Raw genomic sequence first — 20,427 nt, forward strand, 5'->3', positions numbered from 1 at the left:
AAAACATAAAATGAAAACAAAAGCCCGAGCCATAGCATATTATCTCCCTCAATATTACCCTATTCCTGAAAATGATGAATGGTGGGAAAAAGGCTTTACAGAATGGACGAATGTAACGAAAGCAAAACCGCTTTTTCCGGGACACCATCAGCCAAATTTGCCCTCAGAACTTGGATTTTATGACCTCAGAGTTCCTGAAGTAAGAGAGCAGCAGGCGCAACTTGCCAAAGAACACGGCATTGAAGGATTTTGCTATTGGCATTATTGGTTTGGAAACGGAAAAAGAATTTTGGAACGTACCTTCAAAGAAGTATTAGAAACAGGAAAACCTGATTTTCCGTTTTGCCTTGCATGGGCTAATGAAACCTGGAAAGGGGTATGGCACGGACTCAATAATCAAATTCTTGCGGAGCAGAAATATCCGGGAACCGAAGATTATGTCACTCATTTTTATGAATTGTTGCCTGCTTTTCAAGATAAAAGGTATATCCGCGTCAATAATAAACCCCTGTTTGTCATTTACAAACCATTTGATATCCCGGACGTTAATTTTTTTATGGATTTATGGAATTCTTTAGCCAAAGAAAACGAACTGGAAGGGATTTATTTTATAGGCCACCTTTTCGATTACAGAAGATATCAGGACCTTTTAGATCTTGGATTAGATGCCGTAAATGTTGTCCGAATGAATGAAGTTGAGCGACAACTTCCAAAACCTAAGCTTAGTTTAAAAGAGAAATTTAAATATAAGCTTAAAAATATTTCTGCAAATCTGCCTGTCTATAAATATGAGGATGCTATAAAAGTTTTGCTGGGAGACGAATCAAAAAAAGACAATATTATTCCTACTGTTTTCCCAAACTGGGATCATTCGCCGAGAAGTAAAGGAAAAACATTGATTCTTCATGATTCTACACCTGAGCATTTCAGAAAACATATACGTGAAGCAATAAATTTCGTAGAAAATAAACCGGATGATGAAAATATCATATTCATCAAATCCTGGAATGAATGGGCTGAAGGAAATTACCTGGAACCTGATCGCAGATATGGCAGAAGATACCTGGAAGTACTGAAAGAAGAAAACACAAAATAAAATGACCATTACAGTAATAATACCGGTTTATAACGCAGAAGCTTTTGTTGAAAAAGCCGTGAATTCTGCGATACAGTTCCCCGAAGTCAAAGAAATACTGCTCATTGATGACGGATCGAAAGATAATTCTTTCCAAATATGCTTAAAAGCGGCACAACAGCATGATATCGTAAAAGTTCTTCAGCACGCAGACCAAAAAAACCACGGCGTATCCGCTTCCAGAAATCTGGGTATGGACCTGGCTACTTCAGAATTCGTCACCTTCTTAGATGCTGATGACTATTATCTTCCTAACAGATTCGATGCTGAAAGAAAATACTTTCAAAATCCTAACATAGAAGGCGTTTATGGAGCCATCTCCACAGAATTTGTAACGGAAAAAGGAAAAGAAATATACCTGGAAAAATTTCTTAACGATAATCTTACCACGGTTTATCAGGAAGCAGAAGGTCTTGAGGTTTTCGAAGGCCTGTCTGAGATCAATAAAGAACATGGAACATTTTTTTCGATGATTGCCCTCACCATCAGAAAGGCGGCTCTGCAAAGAACGGGACTGAGGTTGAATGAAAAACTGAAAATCGGGGAAGACAAAGATTTTATCGTTAAGCTTTCTTATCTGGCGTACCTGAAATCGGGCTTTATCAGTGAGCCGGTTGCTGTACGAACAGGGCATGAGAATAACACGATCACTAAAATCAGAAACTATTCTTCGGAATATTTTTATCATCAGTCACTCGTTTTTAAATCATTGTACCGGTGGGGTAAAAAACAACGGAAAATGCCTGCTACAGCTCTTGAAGTTTTCAGATATAAATATTTATCATCCAGAATCGCCTGTATGAAAGGAATTGAAAAATATTTTAATTACATCATATATACCATTTTCAACCCTAAACTTTTAAAAACAAGATATCGGTATTATGCCCTCAAAAACAATCAGTGATATTCTTGTCTGATATAAAAATTAAAAACACAAATATTATGATTATCGGAAACGGCATGCTGGCTAATGCATTACGAAAACATGACAGCGATGATGTTCTTTTTTTCGCTTCGGGAGTATCAAACTCACAGGAAACGGTCAGAGCTGAATTTGAAAGAGAAATTTCCCTTTTACGTTCTGCTCTAGATCATCACAAAGACAAGAAGCTGGTTTACTTTTCAACCTGCAGCATTTATGATAGTTCTAAATCTGCAAGTCCATATGTGCAGCATAAAATTAATATTGAACATCTCATTTCTGAAATTTCAGATGATTTTACAATTTTCAGAATAGGAAACGCCGTTGGAAAAGGTGGAAATCCAAATACTTTAATCAATTTTCTGAAAAACGCTATTGAAACCGGTAAAAAAATTTCGCTTCATAAAAATGCAGGTCGAATATTAGTTGATGCCGATGACATTGCAGAATTTGTGTATTCCTTTTTAAATCATTTTAATAACCAACGTATCGATTTTGCTTATCCGTATCAGTTTACACCATTGGAAATTATACAAAGAATGGAAATATTTATGGCTAAAAAAGCAAATTATGAAACCGTGGAAAAAGGGGCATTATATGATATGGAATTCGATATAATCGTAAAAGATTATTTCAAAGATATTTCTCCATCAGATTATTTGGATAAAATTTTTAGAAACTATTTATAAAAAATAGAACTTAAACATCAAGTATAAATGAACTTCATTAATAAATACATCCTATGTGCGGAATAGCAGGAATCATAGCCAACAATGCAAAGAATTATAAGGAAGAACTTCAAAAAATGACCGATGCCATTGCTCATAGAGGTCCCGATTCTTCACATTCCGAATTTTACGACAATGCAGCTCTTGGCCATCGCAGGCTTTCCATCATTGACCTTTCCGAGACAGGAAAGCAGCCTATGTTTTCAGTTACAAAAAAAGAATGCATCGTACTTAATGGAGAGATTTACGGATATATGGATATTAAAAACAAATACCATGATTATCCTTACCGCGGCAGTTCAGATACAGAAGTAATATTGGCCATGTATCAGAGGAAACAGGAAAATCTTATCCACGAACTTCCTGGAATGTTTGCTTTTGCCATTTGGGATAATGAAAGACAACAGCTTTTTTGTGCCAGAGACCGTTTTGGGGAAAAACCTTTCTATTATACAATCGGAAGAAACAATGAATTTATTTTCGCTTCGGAAATCAAGGCGATTCTTGCATCCGGACTTATTCAGGCAAAGGTAAATCAGGAAGCTCTATCATATTATCTGCAACACGGTTATGTGAGTAGTCATCAAAGCATTTATGAAAACATCCACACGTTGCCGCCGGCTCACCAGCTCATCTGGAAAAATGGTGAAATTTGCGTAACAAGATATTACTGCCTTCCGGTGAAAGACAGAGTTTTGAATCTTTCTGAAGCAAAAGAAGAATTTAATTATCTACTTAAAAAAGCCGTTCAAAAGCAACTGGTTGCGGATGTTGAAGTAGGAAGTTTTCTGAGCGGCGGGCTGGATTCTTCTTCCATTGTTGCTTTGGTTGCGGATTTTTTGCCTCAACAGACTACCATCAGTTTTGGTTACGATCATGCAGAAAGCGAATTGAAATATGCAAAAGAAATTGCTTTAAAATACCATACCAATCATATTGAAGTTCATGAAAAGAAAAAAGATCTGGCTACATCATTGCTGAAAATATCTCCGTTTTTTGATGAGCCTTTTTCAGATATATCTTTTATTCCTCATTTTGAAATTTGCAGAAATGCAAGAGAAAAGCTCACGGTTGTTCTTTCCGGAGATGCAGGCGATGAACTTTTCGGAGGGTATGATTTTTACAGAGTTGAAAATTTATTGAGAAATCATTTCAGTTATAAAAACATCATTGCAAAATTTGGTTTAAGGTTATATCAAAAGTTCAGACCTGTTTCCTTTTTAACGCAGAAAAACCTTGAATATGAAAATATACTCGATTTTCATCAGAATTTTGTACGAAATGCATTCAATAAAGAAGAAAGAACGGCCTTGGGAATTTCAGCAAACTACCAACAGTCATTTAGCTTTTCCCCCAACACCAGTTCTCTCAATGATATTATGCGAATAGATCTTGAAGGATATGTTCCGGGAAATATGATGGTAAAATCTGACAGGATGGCAATGGCGAATTCACTGGAAGTTCGAACTCCTTTTCTTGATATAGATTTTGCCGAGTTCTGCATTCAGCTTCCTGAAAATCTTAAAATCAATCACAAAAATGATAAAATTATTCTCCGCGAAGCAATGGGATCTTACTGGACGGAAAACATCAGAAAACGAAAAAAACAAGGTTTTGGAATGAGTGTAAAAAGCTGGTTTGAGGAAGAAAACCTCATCAAACTGTCCGATGACTTGTTAAAAGATCCGGCTCAGAAAGTATTCGATTATATTGATTTTAAAATGACCCAAAAGTTCCTTAACGAGAATCATAAGCACTGGAATTTACTGCAACTGGCGCTTTGGGCGTACAATAACCAAAAATATTTATAATGCTCAATATTTCTGTCATCATACCGGTTTACAATGCAGCACAGTTTTTAGAAAAATCTGTACAATCTGCCCTGCATTTTGATGAAGTGAAAGAAATTTTACTGATTGAAGACAAATCAACAGATAACTCACTGGAAATCTGTGAAAAATTAGCTTCAGGAAATTCCAGGATAAAACTATTTCAACATCATGATAAAGGAAATCATGGTGCCGGAGCTTCTAGAAATCTGGGAATTGAAAAAGCTACCGGTAATTTTATAGCTTTTCTGGATGCTGATGATTATTATCTTCCCAACAGGTTTGAAGCGGATAAAGAAATTTTCAGAGATCCTGCAATTGATGGTGTGTTCGGCGCTATCGGCGTTGAATATCTTACAGAAAAAGGCAGACAGGAGTTTCAGGCAAAATTTAAAGATATACCTCTTACCACCGTAAACTATCCAGCCGAAGGTGAGGAGGTTTTCAGGGGTTTGCTCAGTCTTACCCCAAAGATTTTCGGCACGTTTTTTCATTTGAATGCGCTCACCATAAAAAAGTCTGCAATTGAAAAATATAACCTTCGCTTCAATGAAAACCTAAGAGTACATCAGGATTCAGATTTTAATATAAAGCTTTCTTATTTCTGTCATTTAAAATCGGGTATTATTGATAAAGCGGTCGCAATAAGAGGGGTTCATGATAACAACAGAATTACCAAGATTATTCAATATTCTCCGGAATATAATGAAAGACAGTTTATTTTGTGGCAGTCTCTCTACCATTGGGCTGTTACCAACAATTTACCTTCAGAATACCGAAAAAGGATTTATTTAAGCTTTAAGTCTTTTGATCTTTCCCAACAAAAGGGTTTGAGAAAATATTTCAATATCGTTTGGGAAGTCATTAAGAACTACGAAATATTAAGAACCAGATACCGATACAATTATTATAAATCATAATCATGAAAATTTCCGTTATCATTCCTGTCTATAATGCTGAAAAATTTTTGACACAGGCTGTAGAATCTGCCCTTCAATTCTCTGAGGTTTATGAAGTTATTTTGATTGAAGATAAATCTCCGGATAATGCTCTTGAAATCTGCAGGAAACTGGCAGTGATTCATGATAGAGTAAAACTTTTTCAACATCCGGATAAAGAGAATCATGGTGCCGGACCTTCAAGAAATCTCGGAATTGAAAAGGCTACAGGTGATTTCATCGCATTTCTTGATGCCGATGATTATTATTTGCCCAACAGATTTGACGCTGAGAAGGAATTATTTAAAAAGCTTAATGTAGATGGGGTATATGGGGCGCTGGGAGTTCATTATTATTCCGAAAAAGCGAAGGCCGATTACTATAAAGTATTTGGAAACCGATTAACTACAATATATAAAAAACACAAGCCCGAAGATGTTTTTCCAGGACAGTTGGGTATGAAAGGTAGTTTTGGGCTGATCCATCTGGATACATTAACGATTCGTAAAAATGCATTATACAAGCTGGATACTTTTTTCAAAAAAACATTAAGACTGCATCAGGATACTGAATTTCTGTTCCGGTTGTCATTTTTCACGAATCTCTATCCCGGGATATTAAATGAGCCCATTGCCATGAGAGGTGTTCATGAAAATAACCGGATTACAAAAGTGGATACTCGAAAAATAAATCCTGCCACCACGAGAGTCATGCTTTGGAGAGAAGTTAATGATTGGGCAGAAGGAGAAGCAGCTATTCCTGATGACGTTAAAATCCATATCAAAAGAATGACCCGCAGTTTTGAAATTGCTATAGCTCCTTTTTTTAAGAAGTGGTTTATGATTTTAAAATATTTGGTCACTGATTACCCGAGCATCCGTTCCGGATTATATAATATTAATTTCAGACGGGATTTGATGTAATAATTCTTTTTATGAAAAGTAAAAATACTTTGTTAGACTTTTTGGTCATTTCCTGTTCTCTTATGTTCATATACATACGGTTGGTTTACTCTTCAGGGATGCTTACCCCGGACAGTATTCAATATTTTAATCAGGCAAATGATTTCTGGAAGTATAAAGTTAATTTTCCGTTAGGTTATCCCTTAACGATTAAAACATTAAGTTTTATTACTGGAAGTCTTTTTTCCGCATCCAAACTGATTAATTTGTTTTCATATCTCGGAATTATTATTTTTTCGTACCGAAAGAAATTTTACTTTTCTCAAACTTTAATTGTTTTTTCATTTTATCCTTTAATAAACTTTTATTCTTACAGCATTTCTGAGCCTTTATATTTTTTCATCAATTATATTATTATTTATATCATATCTAAAATTATAGATAGCGGGTTTAGTGCAAAAAGTTCAATTACTTTATTCTTTTTATTCTTCTTGCTGGTTTCAGTACGGTTCTCCGGAATATTCATATTTGCAGTGTCAATACTTTTTATGTTTTATATCACTTTAAAGAAAAAATATTCTTTGCGATCTTTTTTAAATACTGCTACATTATCTGCACTCGGAATTATTATATATCTAATAATTAATTATTTATACTGCGGATATATCTTTGGAAAGAGAAGTCATCTTGAAGTAAAACATATTGAATTTTTCAGTGCTTTTGTTCCGAAAATGATTTTCTCTATTGGTAAGAATTTCAGCATCTTTAATGCAATACTCCATAAAGGAATATTAGCTAAAATATCCTTCTTCCATATGTATGTAGGTTTAGGAATGATTTTTTTTCCTGTATTATATGCATTAATTAAAAAAAAGGAAATAAGTGATTTTAGTATATATTTACTTTTCGGATTCGGCGGTATTCTCGTAAGTCTTTTTTACAGTTATTATATAACTTATATTGATGATTCTATCCGTATTCAGAGTAATGCTTATTTATATCTCATCCTTTTTATTGTTATTAACTTGCCAAAGAATACGATCAACTATATTAAAATATTGATTATCGGTATTCTTATATTTAATTCTGTTACGGTGCTTATTTATTCTGAAAACATCAAAACTTACATTTCTCGATATGAAAAATTAATTGACAGCTCATCCAGAGATAAAAAAATGTTTATCATTTACAAAAATATAAATGATAATAATGAGAGAAATGATGCCAGATTGTTGCTTTTCAAAGCAATTCTTATTGATAAAAACTACCAGATAATAGAATCTAACGCTACAGATCATCATGAATTTGAATATTATATTCGTACATCTGATATTACAGGTAAACCATAAACTTAATGAATTTAAGCTTTTCTTTTCAAATAATCTCTTGTCGGCTTTTCGATAAAACGGTAAAAAAATGCTGATACAACCATCAGAACTATCAGGTAAATCCAGAATACGGTATTGCTCTGATATATCTGAAAATAATCCCACAAAACAGACCTCAAAATATACAGCACGGGAATATGGATAATATAGATAGCATAACTAATTTCCCCAAGAAATTCCAAAGGTTTTAAGGAAAATACTTTTGTCAGCAGCCCATTATTACAGGAAATCAAATAAATCAACGGAACAAAAAGTAATGCCATTAAACCATTATGAAAATTAAGCGGAATAAAAATCAAGGATAGTAAAATTCCTATAAAAATTAAAGCAATGGCAATATCGTAATTCTTTTTCTTACGGTTGTTCACAAAAAATAAGCCGGCCAGATTTCCAATCAAAAACTCATTGACATGCCACATAGGGAAATAATGGCTGAATTCATGACTCATCGTATGCGGTCCTTTATATGCATGGGAATCGACATAAAGATTTGTAAAAAACTGAGTTCCTATCCAGATTAAAACAGCAATAACCCATATGCTTTTATTCCCTTTTGAATAAAAATAATTGTACAGCCAAGGGAATAGAAGATAAAATAAAAATTCTACGGAGATCGACCATCCCGGAAAATTAAGAACAAGGGCTTTTCCCGGTATCCAGCTCTGAATGCCCAAAAGGTATAAAAAAGCTTTATAAAAACTAAAATCAGAATATCTGGTCACAAGATACAGCAGTAATCCTACCACATACAAAGGGGAAATTCTGGCAAATCTGTTTCTGTAAAAATCTTTATAATCAATTCTGGCCTTTCTGTGATAAGCAACAATCATGATAAAACCCGAAAGAATAAAAAAATAGCTTACTCCGACGTTTGCCTTTAAGAAAACATCAGAGATATAAGGGATTTTATATAAAAATAAATCTTTATTAAAATGAGAAATAACGATCGCCATGGCAGCGACAAATCGGGTAAATGTAATCTGACCTATTTTCACGGATCAAAAATACATCTAAAAGTCTATTTCACAAAGACTCCGATATATTTTCCTTCATATTCTACCACAGTCGTTTCAATATTATTTTTTTCACAGAAATCCTGATATGCGGAATTGTCACCTATATCATCACTTATGAACACCGCACCCGATTTAAGTTTGCCATACACTTCGTTGTATGCCCACATTCTGCCATTATAGCTTTTATCGGAATCATAGTGTAGAACATCAAAAGAAGAACATTCAGCAAAGATTTTCGGTAAAGATTCCTTATCCGCAAAACGGAATAATTTCCAGTGTTTTTTAAGATTCTCGGGAACAATGCATCCTACATACTGATCGCCATCCTGTGCAAGATAAGGCATATCCGAGCTGTACAAAGTCCCGTTTCTTTTCTCTAAAGAGAGCAATGCAGCCAGAGAAGACCAACCGTAAGCAACACCTGTTTCAATCATATTTTCTGCTTTAGTAAATTCACAAGCATAGTAGATAAGTTCCAATGCTCCAGGGCCGCCCATTTTAATAGGGCATTCTCTCTCTCTGCGGTTTGCAGATTGCAAAACTTCAGCATACTGATCTCTGAAGTCTTCAATATTTATGGCGAAAAGCTTAAAAACTGCTTCTTTCTGGGAAATTGCAACCGAAGCAGCCCAGGAATTTGTTTTTTCTTTTCCTTTGAAAGCACTCTTTCGGTTTACTGTATTTTTAATGATTTTTCTTCCCAGCTCGGGATAGAGATCAGGCCTTTTGAGATAGGCAACAAATGTTTTGAGAACTCTTGATATTTCACTCATTGTGTTAAATTTGAAAACAAAAATATATATTTTTTTTAATTACACAAAACGATTATATTTGTAATACAAATATGACGAAAAATTTACACCAATGGCTTTCAAAATTTTCGAGAAAATTCAGAGAAAAAACCAGATCTATCTCCTCAAAAAACATAAAAAAGTTTCCTTTAAAGACCTTAAACTAGGAAATTACAATCATTTTGTACTTCATCACGATATTAAAAAGCTTACCATAGGAAATTCTGCTTCATTGAGAAATTTCATTCATATTTTTGTTCAACAGAACGCATCCCTTGAGATTGGACAAGATTTTTTCATGAATAATTTCTGTTCTATTAATTGCCTTGAAAGTATATCCATAGGAAACAATACATTATTTGGGGAAAACGTAAAACTGTACGATCACAACCATCGTTATGAAACAGACCCCACATTTAAAGTTTATCCTGATAAATTCAAAACTGCTCCGATAAAAATTGGAAGCAATTGTTGGCTTGGAAGTAATGTTACGGTTCTAAAAGGAGTTACTATAGGAGATAACTGCATCATAGGTGCGGGATGTGTAATCTATAAAGATGTATCACCTAATACCATTATTATAAACCATCAGGATCTTATCAGCAAGCCCGTCACTAAAGGTTTGTAATCTACAATACCTGAATGCAAAGAAACCAAATCCTGTTTTTATAACAATTAAGCATAAATAAATGAAATTTTCAATACTTATTGCCCATTATAATAATGCTACTTTTTTTAAAGATTGCTTTCATAGCATCATAAAACAAACCTATCACAATTTTGAAGTAATTATTGTTGATGACTGCTCTAAGGAATCTGAAAAACAGGCCATCAAAAGGTTGATTGCGAACGACGAAAGATTTTTCTTTTATAAAAATGAAAATAATAAAGGCGTAGGATATACTAAAAAAAAATGTGCAGAACTTGCTACAGGCGATATATTAGGATTTTTGGATCCTGATGATGCTTTAGTTCCCGATGCTTTAGAAGAAAGTATTGAAGTATTCAAGAATAAAAATATCATTGCTGCTTATTCTCAATTTTATATTTGTTCTTCAGATCTCATTCCGCAAAAACTATTTGCTAACTCAAGGAAAGTAAAAAACAAGCAAAAAAAATTCCTGAATCTTGATTTTGAAGTAAACCATTTTTTTACTTTCCGGAAAACTGAGTACGAAAAAACTGATAAAATAAATGAACATTTAACATCTTCTGTCGATCAGGATTTATATCTAAAATTGTATGAAGAAGGGGACTTTCATTTTATAAAAAAAGGGCTGTATCTGTATCGAATTCATGAAAACGGGATTTCGCAAAATAAAAACAATAAAGAAAATTTATATAAAAACTGGCACCTCGTACTTTATGATGCACTCAAAAGAAGAGAGCTCAGGAAGATTTTTAATAAAAATATTGACGAAATCAAAAATCTTCCATCTTACTTATATAAAAAACGCAACACTCTATTTTTCAAAATTATCCGCAAATCGTATAACATTATCCCGTAAATAACACAAATAATGAAATTTTCGATATTAATCGCCCATTACAATAACGGCAAACACTTTAAAGACTGTTATCAATCTATTCTGAACCAAAAGCATCAGAACTGGGAAGCCGTGATTCTTGATGACGCTTCCACAGACGATTCTGTAGAAGTCATTAAAAAAATTGTAGGAAATGACGAACGGTTCAAAATTTATTATAGTGAAGAAAACAGTGGTGTCGGAATTACCAAAAGTAGATTGATAGAGCTCGCCGAGGGAGAAATCTGTGGCTTTGTAGATCCGGATGATGCCATACTACCTACAGCTATTTCTTCCTGCATAAATCTATATAAAAAGAAACCGGAAGTCGTGCTTACTTATTCGCTTTTTACAAAGTGTGATGAGAATCTTAATCCTCAGGAAGTTTTCAATGGCGGAAAACAGGTTATTAATAAGTCTCGATATTTTTTTAACAGTCCTATCGAAATTGCTCATTTTGTTACGTTTAAAAAAGAAATCTACAACCAGACAGAAAAGATAGACTCTTCTATGAAAATTGCGGAAGATCAGGATCTTTACCTTAAAATGTATGAAAAAGGAAAAGTGCATTTTATCAATGAGCCGAATTATCTGTACCGAATGCACTCAGGCGGAATTTCACAAAATGAAAATAAACCGAAATCAAGAGAATATTTTGCAAAAGTAATTTTCAATGCAATGAAACGGAGAAATTTAGAAAAAATCAATGGAAGACCTGTACCGCATGAATTCAGAAATGCAGATGAAATCTATAGCCTTCTTGAATATCAGAACAACTTTCTTTCAAAAATAAAGAAAAAGGCAACCCTTTATATTCAGCAAATTTTTAGCTAATGATGAAAAAAGATAAAATAAAAGTTCTGTTCAGGCATCGCTCCATGGAAATGGGAGGGGTGGAAAAGGTTGTTTTAAGCATGCTCAATAACCTCAACAGAGATAAGTTTGAGCTTACCATATGCCTTAATATCAATCAGGGAGAACTAAGAAATGAATTTCCTTCCCACATCAGGAAAGTATATATCGCAGAAGGTAGGGAAGATCTTTCAAAAAATTCAATGATCCGAAAAATACAGTTGATAATAAGAAGATTCAGGCTTAACAAAGCCAGTAAAGATTCGTCAATTGCAGATCGCATCCTGAAAGACAAATTCGATGTGGAAATTGCAACAACCTATGCGGTTTACAAAACGGTCCTGAATTCAAGCAATAAAAATTCAAAAAAAATTGCCTGGCTTCATTCAGATCTTACACTTCCTTCTTTTGACGCGTACCGTGACGATATCTTCAACAGCATGAAGCAGTTTGATTATATCATTTATGGTTCTCAACAGTGCAAAGATGTTTTGAATGAAAAATATCCCGATGTACAATTCCCTCCCGGAAAAGTGATACTCAATGCCATTCCGATCGAGGAGCTAAAGAAGAAAGCACAGGCTTTTATCCCAGAATTTGAGGACTTTCCCACCTTTGTCTCAGTAGGAAGACTGCATATCAGGAAGGGATACAGAACGCTTCTCGAAGCACACCAAAAACTTTTAGCCGATGGTTATACCCACCATATTTATGTGATTGGAAATGGCGAAGACTATGAATTGCTTTCTAAGAGAATTGATGAACTGGGAGTCGGAAATTCTTTCAAGCTTCTCGGCACTCAAATGAATCCATATCCGTATGTGAAAAATGCAGACTTCTACATTATGCCCTCTGAAAGCGAGGGCTGGCCGCTCATTATTGCAGAAACATTGATTCTTCAGAAACCTATTGTAGCAACAGCAGTAGGCGGTGTACCTGAAATGGTTGAACATTCAACGAACGGATACCTCACAGAATCCTCTCAGGAAGGCTTATACAACGGAATTAAGGAGTTTCTCACCAACAGAGATCTTTTAGAAAATATTCAAAAAAATCTTATCAATATTGAAAGTAAATTCGACAATCAGAAGATTTTTGATGCAGTAGAAGAAATCATTGAAAACCTTGTCGGAAAAGAAAGTCCTAATCGTTTAAATCAGATCAATACAATATAAATGATAAAAAAGAAAAAAATTCTTATCCGTATCGGTTCATTGCGCCACGGCGGGGCAGAAAAGGTATTAATTAATTTTCTGAAAAATATCCCTCCGGATAAATATGAAATTGATCTTCTCCTGAATCTATACTCCGGAATATACATAAAGGAAGTTCCTTCCTGGATAAATCTTTACTACCTGATAAAAGGTGAGATGATAACGACCAACAGACCTAAAGATATTCCTATAAAAGCGTTGAGGGTTCTTTATGAAAAAATGTTTCTTTGGTTTCCTTTTCTGCTTTACAGATTCATTTTAAAAAATAAAAAATACGACGTAGAGATCGCAGGCATTCATGGTCTTTATAAAGAAATACTTTCAAGCCCGCAGAAAAATTCAAAAAAAATCATCTGGGTGCATAACGACATTTTCAGTATACGAGGTTATACTCCTAAGATAATTCGTAAATTTTTCAGATATGACAGGATTCTTGTTATCTCCAATAAAATCCGCGACGGGATGTACGATCTGGCACAAAACGAAGATGAGAAAACGGCTGTCATCAAAATATTTAACCCGATTGACCGGAATGAGACACTAAGAAAAGCAGATGTTAAAATTCATAATTTTCCTTTTACAGAAAGTCTTCCAACATTTATAAGCATTGGTACAATATTTCCACAAAAAGGGTACGACCGACTGCTGAATGTACATAAAAGACTCATCGATGAAGGATTAAAACATCAGCTGCTTATTATCGGCGACGGCTACGATTTTGATACTATTCAGGATCAGCTTAACAGATTAGGAATTCAAGAAACAGCTAAAATGTTTGGATTCACCAGCAATCCTTATCCTTACCTGAAAAAAGCGGATTTCTATGTATTATCTTCCAGGCATGAAGGTTTTCCTACGGTTATTGCGGAAGCTCTCATCTTCCACAAGCCTGTTTCTGCAACTGATGTTTCCGGAATACGGGATCTTCTTCAGGACGGCAGGCTGGGAAACATCACCACAAATTCTGAAGAGGGAATTTATGAGGGTATGAAAAAGTTTCTTACCGATAAAAGTGTCGCTGAAGAATACAAAAAGAGAATTGAACAGTCCGAACTTCCTTTTACTCTGGAAAAATCCGTACAGCATCTTCAGGAAATCATTGATTATATATAAATAAATTGCCATGGCTCATTCTACCATTCAAAAAGATTTTTACAGGGAAAGCGGAAAATGGCTTTCCGGATTACAGATTATTGTCCGATGCATAAATCCGAACCTGCATTTTATTTATATTTTCAGAAAAGCACAGAAATACAGGAAAACACCAATTTTAAATTTATTCTGGAAAATGCTGCTCAGGCATTATCAGATCAAATACGGTTATCAGATCTATCCGGAAACGGAAATCGGTGAAGGTCTTTATCTGGGACATTGGGGTGCATTGGTCATCAATCCCAAAGTGAAAATCGGGAAAAACTGCAATATCGCACAAGGCGTTACCATCGGACAGCAAAACCGGGGTAAAAATGCAGGCTTCCCTGTAATAGGTGATGAGGTATGGATCGGCACAAATGCTGTAATTGTAGGAGGAATCACGATTGGTAACAACGTGCTTATTGCCCCGAATGCGTATGTCAATTTTAATGTTCCTTCGCATTCTGTTGTCATGGGAAACCCGGGCATCATATATCCTTCAGAAACTGCGACGAAAGGATATATCAATCATAAAATCTAATCTTAATTTAATATTGATTTTCTATGAATTGTTTGTAATTTTATCCAAAATATACATCACGTGTATCTTTTATGAATTGCAATTTGCCTAGGAATAGGATAGAAAGCATGATTTTAAGCATATTTTAATATTAAACTTTGTTAAAAGTATTTGCTTTTTCATCAAATATTCTATTTTTGTAGTGTTATTGATTTAGTCTATTGATTTTGAAAATAATTTACACGAAATAAATAATTATAGATATTAAATTATGTCACAATCGTACAAAGTTATTTTTGAAAACAACAGAAAATGGGTAGAATCCAAATTGGCAGACAACCCCAATTTCTTTCAGGATCTTGCAAAGACCCAAACTCCCGAATATCTGTATATCGGATGTTCAGACAGCAGGGCAACAGCAGAAGAACTGATGGGAGCCAAGCCCGGCGAAGTTTTCGTCCACAGAAACATTGCCAATATTGTCAATACTTTGGATATGAGTTCCACGGCGGTTATTCAGTATGCTGTAGAACATCTCAAAGTAAAGCATATTATTGTCTGTGGCCATTACAACTGCGGCGGAGTAAAGGCAGCCATGACACCTGAGGATCTCGGATTGCTGAATCCATGGCTTAGAAACATTCGCGATGTTTACAGACTTCATCAGAGCGAACTGGATTCTATCACGGATGAAGGCAAGCGTTATGACAGACTTGTTGAGCTTAATGTTCAGGAGCAGTGCATCAACGTTGTCAAAATGGCCTGTGTACAGGAACGGTACATCTTAGAAGAGTATCCTGTTGTTCACGGGTGGGTATTTGACCTCAGAACAGGTAAGATCATTGATCTGGAGATCGATTTTGAGAAAATTCTCAAAGACATCCAAAAGATCTACAACCTTACGAGTTCTGACTGGGTAATGAGCAGAAAGACCAAATAGGTTTTCTAAAAAAATGTGAAATGAAACTCTGGAGTATTATTACATTATTGTTTTTTCTGAACTTCACGGCTTTACCGGGTATTGCCTCGGTTTTCGGCTGGGATCTCACAGGAACGAATGTTGTAATCACTGAAGAAGAACCACATTCTCACCCATCATCTTTTATTGTTTACGAAAAGGCACTTCCAAAAACCCTGGATGTTTTCGATTACCTTAAATTCTCCGAAATCTCCCTGGAAGAAAGATCTTTTGTGCTGGTAGATGATTCCTTTCATCTGTCACCTTTACTCACCATATTTTCTCCGCCTCCGGAAGCTTAATTCTTATAATCGGCTTTTTACATGTATGCATATCAAATTCTGATATCGGATACTCATGTACTATTATAAAATTAAATTTCCAATCTTATGCAATTGATTTATAGATAAATCAGTTCAATTCACAGCAGTTTGATATCATGAAAAAAACATCATTAATAGGAGGAATAAAGGAGAATTTCCCTTCAGGACTCGTCGTATTTTTAGTAGCGCTACCCCTTTGTTTAGGGATTGCGCTGGCATCAGGAGCACCACCCTTATCCGGGATTATTGCGGGTATCGTGGGAGGTCTTGTAATAGGCTCAATAAGTAACTCCAACATCTCGGTATCGGGTCCGGCGGCCGGATTAACGGCGATTATTCTTACAGCCATTACCGATCTCGGTGCATTTAATATTTTTCTTTGCGCAGGAATTATTGCAGGCGTTATCCAGTTAATTCTGGGATTTGTAAGAGCAGGAAGTATTTCCAATTACTTTCCCAATAACGTTATTGAGGGAATGCTTGCGGCCATCGGGATCATCATTATTTTAAAGCAGATTCCCCACGCATTGGGATTTGATAAAGATTACGAAGGCCATCAATCGATTTTCGACAACGGACTGAACTTCGGTTATTTCTCAGAATTATTAGGAGCTATTCATCCGGGTGCAATCGTTGTAACCCTGGTTTCTATATCCATTCTAATTATCTGGGATAAAGTTCATGCTTTAAAAAGAATAAAAATGCTTCCGGGAGCTCTTGTAGCAGTGGTTGCAGGAATCGTCCTTAATGAAATCTTCAAAGCGACAGGAAGTTCACTGGCTATAGAGACCCAACATCTGGTGTCTCTTCCGGTTCCGCAATCTCTGGATGATTTTAAAAATCTTATCACCCTTCCCGACTTCGCAGGATTTGCCAATCCGAAAGTCTGGATCGCCGGGGCTACCATTGCGATTGTAGCGTCTATTGAAACCCTTCTTTGTATTGAAGCATCCGACAGGCTGGATCAGCAGAGAAGAATTACAGATACCAACCTTGAGCTTAAAGCGCAGGGAATCGGAAACCTGGTGAGCTCATTTATCGGTGGACTTCCGATGACTTCAGTAGTGGTAAGAAGTTCTGCCAATGCCAACGCGGGAGCAACGTCAAAATTATCTGCTATCATCCACGGTGTCCTCCTTTTAATATGTGTATTATCTATCCCGTTTATACTGAATCTTATTCCTCTTGCGACCTTAGCAGCCGTATTGATCTTGGTGGGATACAAACTGGCGAAGCCGGCGACTTTCAAACATTTCTGGCATCTGGGCAAATTCCAGTTTATTCCGTTTGTGGCTACTGTTGTGGCTGTTGTGGCAACAGATTTGTTGAAAGGAGTAGGAATCGGGCTGGCTATATCCGTTTTCTACATTTTGCAGGGAAATATGAAAAGAGCGTATTATCTTAGCAGGGAAAAGCTTGATGATGCAGACGGGATCAGTATCAAACTGGCTGAGGAAGTTTCATTCCTTAATAAAGCAGCCATTAAGAAAACATTGAAGAATATAAAGTCCAATTCTACGGTAATCATCGATGCTAGGGGAACGTCTTATATTGCTACCGATGTTTTAGAGATGATTCAGGATTTTGCCAATATCAGGGCTAAAGAAGAAGACATCAATGTAGAACTCTTAGGGTTCAAAACGTCATACAGAGACTATGAAAGAGACGAAAATTCTCATATCGTAGTCACCCACAAAAGAGCCATGTAAGGCTCATTGTTTAATACAATTTTTTAACTTTAAAAATATAAATAAATTATATGAAAGCACATACTCACGAAACTCAATCCACCATTACACCTGAAAGAGCATTAGAGTTTTTAAAAGAAGGAAACCAGAGATTTGTCAATAACCTGAAAGCCAACAGAGATCTTCTGGAGCAGGTAAATGCAACCCGTGAAGGGCAATGGCCTTTTGCAGTGGTTTTAAGCTGTATCGACAGCCGTACTTCCGCAGAGCTTATTTTCGATCAGGGACTGGGAGATATTTTCAGTATCAGAATTGCCGGGAATTTCGTGAATCAGGATATCCTGGGATCTATGGAATTCGGATGTAATGTAGCCGGCTCCAAACTGGTTGTCGTATTGGGACATACCAAATGTGGTGCATTAAAAGGCGGACTGGATGCCGCACAAATCGAAGGTCTTGGAATGGATAACCTAAACCACCTTATCAACCATTTTGATCCGATCATCAAAGAGGTGATAGAAGATGGTGAAGAACGTTCTTCAGCAAACAGTTCACTGTTGGAGAGACTGAATCATCAGAATGTAAAAAGTGCGATTGACGATATCCGTAAGCAGAGTTCTACGCTCAGAAAGCTTGAGCAGGACGGTAAGATCAAGATTGTAGGCGCTAATTATGATGTTGAAACCGGTGTTGTAACCTGGTTGTAAACATCAATCTTCTGTCTCCTGACAGAACGCAGAACTACCAAATATGTTATAGTTAGATAAATTGGAAACTACTTTTTAAAAGTACATCTGAAGGCCATCGTGATTGATGGCTTTTTTTCATTTGCGGTGCCAGGCTGAGTCCGTCGAAGGCTTCGTAGTATTTCGATGAATACTCAATAGATTTCTATACTCGTACACTCTAAAACGCCACCCCCACACTAAAACACTCAGACTCTCAAACCCTAAAACTCTCCCACTAAAAGGCGGCTGAGCGGAGCCGAAGCCAAACTCCTTTACACCGAGAGTATTCGAGTGGTCTCAGGCTTCTCTATACCACTACTTTAACGCTAGGGTTCGCAAGAAAGTTATAATGCTGGTTATTCTGTGACGGTCTTCTTAAACCTCCCCGTCCAACGAGGGAAATTTTTGCACCTGCTTCAATTTTCCAACACTCTCACTCTAAGACTCTCAAACACTAAAACACGCACTTTGTCATTCCGGTAGGAATCTCGGCAAAGCTCTTAAAGTCAGCATGGAAAGATTCGTGCTTAGATCCCTACGGGATGACAATCGGAATGGTTATAATTGCGGTTTTTATGAAAATCTTATTAGAACCACCCCGTCAAAAATTCATTCTGAATTTTCGCCACCCCTCCAGAGGAGGAGAATTTCTGTGACACCTAAAACTCTTCACCGCTCACATTCTCAAACCTTCAAACTCTCCAAGTAAGGTGGCTGAGGCTCTCGAAGCCACTCTCCCCCAAAATCCTCCCACACAAAGTTGGCTGAGCGGAGCCGAAGCCAAAACTCCGGCCGGGAAACCTTCCCAAGCCGGAGCTGTTGAATAAATCTTAAATTTTATTTTGGAATGGTTCACATCCGTGACACCACCCCACACGTACCTGTGGCACTGAGCGGTTCGCCCGAGTGTCAGTGAACGGACAGTACGGATGGCATTGACCGGACAGTACGAGTGGCACCGTCCGGTCTGAAATTACTCTACCGTAAGAGGCTTATCAAGTAATGCTGTTCTGGGTTGCTTCAGCATACTGCTGTCGGTGAACTGAGTCACAATTTCCAGGTTATAAGTTCCCGCTGCTAATTCAGGAATTACCAGGATAATCTCCGAAGGATTGTTGGTAACGATATCGGAAGAATCTACTTTGGTTCTAGCCTGTGTTGTGGCATCTACAAAATAGATTCCTACCGAAGAATCATCACCGGTTACTTTAATCTTGCTTCCTACAATCTTCAGGTTTCTGCCCGGCGTAAGAAGGTCATTTACCGAACCACTCTTTACATCCGTTACCTGTAGGATCACCGCAGAAGATTCTGCTACGCCAAGAATATTGACTTCAATATTAGGAATCTCTGCTCTCAGCTTTTCTCCCTGGTTGAACTGGAAGATAATGCTGTGTTTGTCTTTGTTAAACGTCTCCGACGGACTATCAAACACCCCGCGGATGGTGGTGCTTGCGGTGAAATACCCTGTATTCACCGAAAAGCCGTCGCATAGCTGGTAGGCCATTTCTTTCAGGAAAAGTTCGGTGGCGTGTTCCATTGAAGAGGCAGAGATATCTGCACCGCCACGGGATACCGCTGCCTGACAGATTTGTTGTACATTGAGGCTTCGCTCGCTCACCGTGCGCGCCGTAAAATCGTTGGGATTGTCTTTGGTTAAAGTGTTATCGTAGAGATACGCTTTGATTCTGTGAAGTATGTTTGCCATTGTTTTATTTTTTAATTATTATTCGTTGTATCTGCTTTAAAGTGTCATCATTCATAAATTATTTTCAGAGCTTGACTTATTTACAGATTTTCATTTTAACTGATATTTTAAAAACCGGCCGGGGATT

The 20,427-nt window shown here is 36.4% G+C and carries 21 protein-coding genes; 17 read left to right on the forward strand and 4 right to left on the reverse strand.

The genetic code is table 11. The features are described 5' to 3' along the window. The first annotated feature begins 10 nt into the window (after positions 1-10). The 7 genes from BLR30_RS06750 to BLR30_RS17570 all read left to right on the forward strand — a co-directional run bounded on the left by BLR30_RS06750 (position 11) and on the right by BLR30_RS17570 (position 7,803). The gene (locus tag BLR30_RS06750) at positions 11-1,096 is read left to right on the forward strand and encodes a glycosyltransferase WbsX family protein (RefSeq protein WP_089856377.1); all 1,086 of its coding nucleotides are present in this window, start codon (positions 11-13) and stop codon (positions 1,094-1,096) included. 1 nt (position 1,097) lies between these two features. Further along, the gene (locus tag BLR30_RS06755; RefSeq protein WP_089856379.1) at positions 1,098-2,039 is read left to right on the forward strand and encodes a glycosyltransferase family 2 protein; all 942 of its coding nucleotides are present in this window, start codon (positions 1,098-1,100) and stop codon (positions 2,037-2,039) included. A gap of 38 nt (positions 2,040-2,077) precedes the next feature. Continuing rightward, entirely contained in the window at positions 2,078-2,746 is a 669-nt protein-coding gene (locus tag BLR30_RS06760; protein WP_089856381.1) for an NAD-dependent epimerase/dehydratase family protein, read from the forward strand. Positions 2,747-2,799: 53 nt separating this feature from the next. Further along, positions 2,800-4,596 (forward strand): asparagine synthase (glutamine-hydrolyzing), encoded by a 1,797-nt coding sequence (gene asnB / locus BLR30_RS06765; RefSeq protein ID WP_089856383.1) that lies wholly within the window; start codon positions 2,800-2,802, stop codon positions 4,594-4,596. Then, positions 4,596-5,534 (forward strand): glycosyltransferase family 2 protein, encoded by a 939-nt coding sequence (locus BLR30_RS06770; RefSeq protein WP_089856385.1) that lies wholly within the window; start codon positions 4,596-4,598, stop codon positions 5,532-5,534. Before asnB ends, BLR30_RS06770 begins: the two co-directional genes overlap by 1 nt. Positions 5,535-5,536: 2 nt before the next feature. Then, positions 5,537-6,475 (forward strand): glycosyltransferase family 2 protein, encoded by a 939-nt coding sequence (locus BLR30_RS06775; RefSeq protein ID WP_089856387.1) that lies wholly within the window; start codon positions 5,537-5,539, stop codon positions 6,473-6,475. 560 nt (positions 6,476-7,035) lie between these two features. Further along, positions 7,036-7,803, forward strand: coding sequence for a hypothetical protein (locus BLR30_RS17570; RefSeq protein WP_139164599.1), 768 nt, complete (start codon positions 7,036-7,038; stop codon positions 7,801-7,803). Positions 7,804-7,814: 11 nt separating this feature from the next. Here BLR30_RS17570 and BLR30_RS06785 read toward each other — a convergent pair whose 3' ends face one another. Further along, positions 7,815-8,837, reverse strand: coding sequence for an acyltransferase family protein (locus BLR30_RS06785; protein WP_139164600.1), 1,023 nt, complete (start codon positions 8,835-8,837; stop codon positions 7,815-7,817). Positions 8,838-8,860: 23 nt separating this feature from the next. Continuing rightward, positions 8,861-9,631, reverse strand: a complete 771-nt coding sequence (locus BLR30_RS06790) for a class I SAM-dependent methyltransferase (protein WP_089856393.1) — start codon at positions 9,629-9,631, stop codon at positions 8,861-8,863. 91 nt (positions 9,632-9,722) lie between these two features. Between BLR30_RS06790 and BLR30_RS06795 the strand changes: the two genes are divergently transcribed. The 10 genes from BLR30_RS06795 to BLR30_RS06840 all read left to right on the forward strand — a co-directional run bounded on the left by BLR30_RS06795 (position 9,723) and on the right by BLR30_RS06840 (position 18,571). Continuing rightward, positions 9,723-10,277 carry an acyltransferase gene (locus BLR30_RS06795; RefSeq protein ID WP_089856396.1) on the forward strand — a complete coding sequence of 185 codons (555 nt, stop codon included), beginning with the start codon at positions 9,723-9,725 and terminating at the stop codon, positions 10,275-10,277. Between the two features lie 61 nt (positions 10,278-10,338). After that, positions 10,339-11,157, forward strand: coding sequence for a glycosyltransferase family 2 protein (locus tag BLR30_RS06800; RefSeq protein ID WP_089856398.1), 819 nt, complete (start codon positions 10,339-10,341; stop codon positions 11,155-11,157). Between the two features lie 12 nt (positions 11,158-11,169). Beyond that, positions 11,170-12,009 carry a glycosyltransferase family 2 protein gene (locus BLR30_RS06805; RefSeq protein WP_089856400.1) on the forward strand — a complete coding sequence of 280 codons (840 nt, stop codon included), beginning with the start codon at positions 11,170-11,172 and terminating at the stop codon, positions 12,007-12,009. Beyond that, a complete protein-coding gene (locus BLR30_RS06810; protein ID WP_089856402.1) occupies positions 12,009-13,202 on the forward strand; it encodes a glycosyltransferase in 1,194 nt (397 codons plus the stop codon). The genes BLR30_RS06805 and BLR30_RS06810 overlap by 1 nt, the downstream gene beginning before the upstream one ends. Then, entirely contained in the window at positions 13,203-14,354 is a 1,152-nt protein-coding gene (locus BLR30_RS06815) for a glycosyltransferase (RefSeq protein ID WP_175443615.1), read from the forward strand. A 10-nt stretch (positions 14,355-14,364) separates the two neighbouring features. Beyond that, positions 14,365-14,916 carry a serine acetyltransferase gene (locus BLR30_RS06820; protein WP_089856404.1) on the forward strand — a complete coding sequence of 184 codons (552 nt, stop codon included), beginning with the start codon at positions 14,365-14,367 and terminating at the stop codon, positions 14,914-14,916. Positions 14,917-15,166: 250 nt separating this feature from the next. Beyond that, positions 15,167-15,835, forward strand: coding sequence for a carbonic anhydrase (locus BLR30_RS06825; protein ID WP_089856406.1), 669 nt, complete (start codon positions 15,167-15,169; stop codon positions 15,833-15,835). Between the two features lie 20 nt (positions 15,836-15,855). Further along, positions 15,856-16,155 (forward strand): hypothetical protein, encoded by a 300-nt coding sequence (locus tag BLR30_RS06830; protein ID WP_089856408.1) that lies wholly within the window; start codon positions 15,856-15,858, stop codon positions 16,153-16,155. A 137-nt stretch (positions 16,156-16,292) separates the two neighbouring features. Next, positions 16,293-17,885 carry a SulP family inorganic anion transporter gene (locus tag BLR30_RS06835; protein WP_089856410.1) on the forward strand — a complete coding sequence of 531 codons (1,593 nt, stop codon included), beginning with the start codon at positions 16,293-16,295 and terminating at the stop codon, positions 17,883-17,885. Positions 17,886-17,935: 50 nt separating this feature from the next. Next, entirely contained in the window at positions 17,936-18,571 is a 636-nt protein-coding gene (locus BLR30_RS06840) for a carbonic anhydrase family protein (RefSeq protein ID WP_089856412.1), read from the forward strand. Between the two features lie 697 nt (positions 18,572-19,268). Here the strand turns inward: BLR30_RS06840 and BLR30_RS06845 are convergent. Together BLR30_RS06845 and BLR30_RS06850 are read right to left on the reverse strand one after the other, a co-directional pair. Beyond that, positions 19,269-19,469 (reverse strand): hypothetical protein, encoded by a 201-nt coding sequence (locus BLR30_RS06845; protein ID WP_089856414.1) that lies wholly within the window; start codon positions 19,467-19,469, stop codon positions 19,269-19,271. A 96-nt stretch (positions 19,470-19,565) separates the two neighbouring features. Further along, complete coding sequence (locus BLR30_RS06850) at positions 19,566-20,300, reverse strand: DNA-binding domain-containing protein (protein ID WP_089856416.1); 735 nt, start codon at positions 20,298-20,300, stop codon at positions 19,566-19,568. Between the last annotated feature and the right edge of the window lie 127 nt (positions 20,301-20,427).

Source organism: Chryseobacterium taeanense (assembly GCF_900099685.1).
Classification (GTDB): Bacteria; Bacteroidota; Bacteroidia; order Flavobacteriales; family Weeksellaceae; genus Chryseobacterium; species Chryseobacterium taeanense.